At 71.8% G+C, this 2,820-nt stretch carries 4 protein-coding genes; 1 reads left to right on the top strand and 3 read right to left on the bottom strand.

Features of this window, described 5'->3' with window-relative positions:
* The 3 genes from PROKR_RS14280 to PROKR_RS14270 all read right to left on the bottom strand — a co-directional run.
* On the bottom strand, positions 1-903 hold a 903-nt coding region (locus PROKR_RS14280; protein ID WP_051433000.1), incomplete at its 3' end, for an ABC transporter ATP-binding protein.
* A complete protein-coding gene (locus PROKR_RS14275) occupies positions 900-1,709 on the bottom strand; it encodes an ABC transporter permease (protein WP_200836064.1) in 810 nt (269 codons plus the stop codon). The genes PROKR_RS14280 and PROKR_RS14275, both read right to left, overlap by 4 nt.
* Entirely contained in the window at positions 1,706-2,527 is an 822-nt protein-coding gene (locus PROKR_RS14270; protein ID WP_036964329.1) for an ABC transporter permease, read from the bottom strand. Before PROKR_RS14270 ends, PROKR_RS14275 begins: the two co-directional genes overlap by 4 nt.
* A 160-nt stretch (positions 2,528-2,687) precedes the next feature.
* On the opposite strand from PROKR_RS14270, the gene PROKR_RS31595 reads away from it, so the two are divergent.
* Positions 2,688-2,820 (top strand): LacI family DNA-binding transcriptional regulator (locus tag PROKR_RS31595; protein WP_157602089.1); only part of this gene is annotated, 133 nt, incomplete at its 3' end.

Genomic DNA, 2,820 nt, shown 5'->3' with positions numbered 1-2,820 from the left:
GCCGGCCGGGTCGGTGGCCTCGCAGGTCACGAGCACGTCGACGCCGCGGTAGGCGACGTCGCGCACCACGGCGTCCAGCACGACGGCGCCGTCGGCCTGCCCGTCCAGCGGGGTGTCCGCGGGAAGGACGCGCAGGTGCTCGGGGCGGACGGCGGCCTCGCGGCCGTCGGCCAGGGTCAGGAAGTTCTCGTAGCCGAGGAACTCGGCGACGAACCTGTCCGCCGGCGCGGGGAAGACGTCGCGCGGCGCACCGGCCTGGACGACCTTGCCGGCGCGCATCAGCACCATCTCGTCGGACATCTCCAGGGCCTCGTCCTGGTCGTGCGTGACGAGGACGACCGTGAGCCCGGTCTCCGACTGGATGCGGCGGATCTCGGCGCGCATCTGCACGCGCAGCCGCGCGTCCAGGTTGGACAGCGGCTCGTCCAGCAGCAGCAGGCGCGGGCGGATGGCGACGGCGCGGGCCAGCGCGACGCGCTGCTGCTGGCCGCCCGAGAGCTGCTTGGGCTTGCGGTCACCCAGGTGCCCCAGGCCCACGAGCTCCAGCGCCTCGGCCGCCCGGCGGCGCCGCTCGGCCGCCGGCACCTTGCGCATGGTCAGGCCGTACGCGACGTTGTCCGCGACCGTCAGGTGCGGGAACAGCGCGTAGGACTGGAACACCATGCCCAGGTCGCGCTTCTCCGGCGGCGTCCGTGTGGCGTCCTGGCCGTCGATCAGGATGCGGCCCGACGTCGGCGTCGCGTACCCGGCGAGCATGCGCAGCGTGGTGGTCTTGCCGCAGCCGCTGGGGCCCAGCAGCGTGGTCAGGCGGCCGCGCGGGATGCGCAGGTCGATCGAGTCGACGGCGGTGAAGCTGCCGAACCGCTGGGAGACGCCGACGAGCTCGGCGGCGGGGGTGGTCATCGGTTGATCCCTCCGAAGATCTTGGCGAAGCCGACCGTGCGCTCAGCGACCACGGCGACGACGACCGTCGCGGCGAGCACGAGCGTGGAGGCGGCGGCCACCATCGGGTCGTAGCTCTGCTGGACGTAGTCGAGCATCGTGACGGGCAGCGTCCGGAAGTCGCGGGTCTGCAGCAGCAGCGACAGCGGCACGTTGTTGAACGAGGTGACGAAGCCGAGCAGCCCCGCCGAGATGAGGCCCGGCCGCAGCATCGGCAGGGTGACGGTGACGAAGGCCCTGATCGGCGAGGCGCCCAGGCCGCGGGCCGCCTCCTCCAGGGCCGGGTCGGCCAGCGCGAGCGAGGCCCCGGTGACGCGCACGGCGTACGGCAGCAGCAGGGCGGTATGGCCCAGCAGCAGGGTGGTGAAGTTGTCCAGGTGCAGGCCGATCATGAGCTGCTGGTACAGCGCCAGGCCCACGACCAGCTCGGGCACCACCAGCGGCGACAGGAACAGGCCCTCCAGCAGGCCCTTGCCGGGCAGTCTGCCGCGGTGGATCGCCAGCGTGACCGGCACGCCGAGCACCAGCGCCAGCGCCGTGGCCAGCACGGCGAGCTCCAGGCTGGAGACCACGGCCTCCATGAACGGCGAGTAGGCCAGTGCCTCGCCGAACCAGCGCAGCGACAGCCCCTCGGGCGGGAAGCGCAGCGTGCTCCCGGCCGTGAACGCCGTGGCCACGACGAACAGGATGGGCACGATCATGATCACGTAACCCGCGACGGCGAGCGTGCCCGCGACGGGGTGCCGCAGCTTCAGGCTCCGGCTCACGAGGTGGCCCCCTTCCGGCCCGCCAGCGCCGAGATCCCGGAGACCAGGAAGACCAGCACCGTCATGACGATCGCGGTGGCCGACGCCGCGGCCCAGTCCACGGTGACGCTCGCGTAGGAGAAGAGCTGGGTCGACAGCATGCGCTGGCTGGACCCGCCCAGCAGGTACGGCGTGGTGTACGCCGTCACCGAGCCCGCGAAGACGAGCGTGGCGGCGACCACGATGCCCGGCAGCGACAGCGGCACCAGGATGGTCCAGAAGGACCGGGTGCGGCTGGCGCCCAGACCCCGGGCCGCCTCGTCGAGGCCGGGATCGACCTGCGCGACGGCGGAGTAGCAGGTGATGACCGCCAGCGGCAGGAAGAGCTGGACCAGGCCGAGCACGATCGCCAGCTCGGTGTACAGGAGCTGGGGCGCCTTCTCGACGATGCCCAGCCCGGTCAGGAGCTGGCCGATGACGCCGTTCGAGCCGAGCACCACGAGCCAGCCGAAGGTGCGCACCACGTTGCTCAGCAGCAGCGGGAAGATCGCCAGCGCGAGCAGCACGCCGGCCCACCGGGACTGCGAACGGGCCAGCAGCGACGCGATCGGGAACCCGAGCACCACGCACAGCGCGGTGACGATCAGGCCGATGCGCACGGTGCGCCAGATGATCCCGAGGTCGTAGGGGTCGGTCAGCATCGCGCCCATGCGCTCGATCACCTGGGCGAACGTCACGCCGGGTGGCGCGAAGAGCATCGCGACCGCCGGCAGCAGGAAGCCCACGAGAAGAAACGCGAGCCCCGGCAGGAGCAGCAGGAGTGTGGAACGTGCTCGCACGAGCCGTCTTTCGTTGATGGAACCGGTTCCATCGGACCCTAAGGCATGGCGGGCGCCTCTCCTGCAATCGCGCGTTAACTTCCTGTTACGGCACCGGACAGCCTGGGCGGAATCGGTTGCATCGTCCGTCTAGAGTGTCCCCACCGACATAGGAGGTACGGTGCCTGATCTGTCCGACGTCGCCGCGGTGGCCGGCGTCTCCAAGGCGACCGCGTCGCGCGCGCTGAACGGGAGCGGCCTGGTGGCCGCCGAGACCGCCGTGCGCGTCACGGCGGCGGCCGCGCGGCTCGGCT

The sequence above is a fragment of the Promicromonospora kroppenstedtii DSM 19349 genome (assembly GCF_000515355.1).
GTDB lineage: Bacteria > Actinomycetota > Actinomycetes > Actinomycetales > Cellulomonadaceae > Promicromonospora > Promicromonospora kroppenstedtii.
The sequence above is the reverse complement of the archived record's forward strand: the minus strand, read 5'-3'. Positions and strand labels throughout refer to the sequence as shown.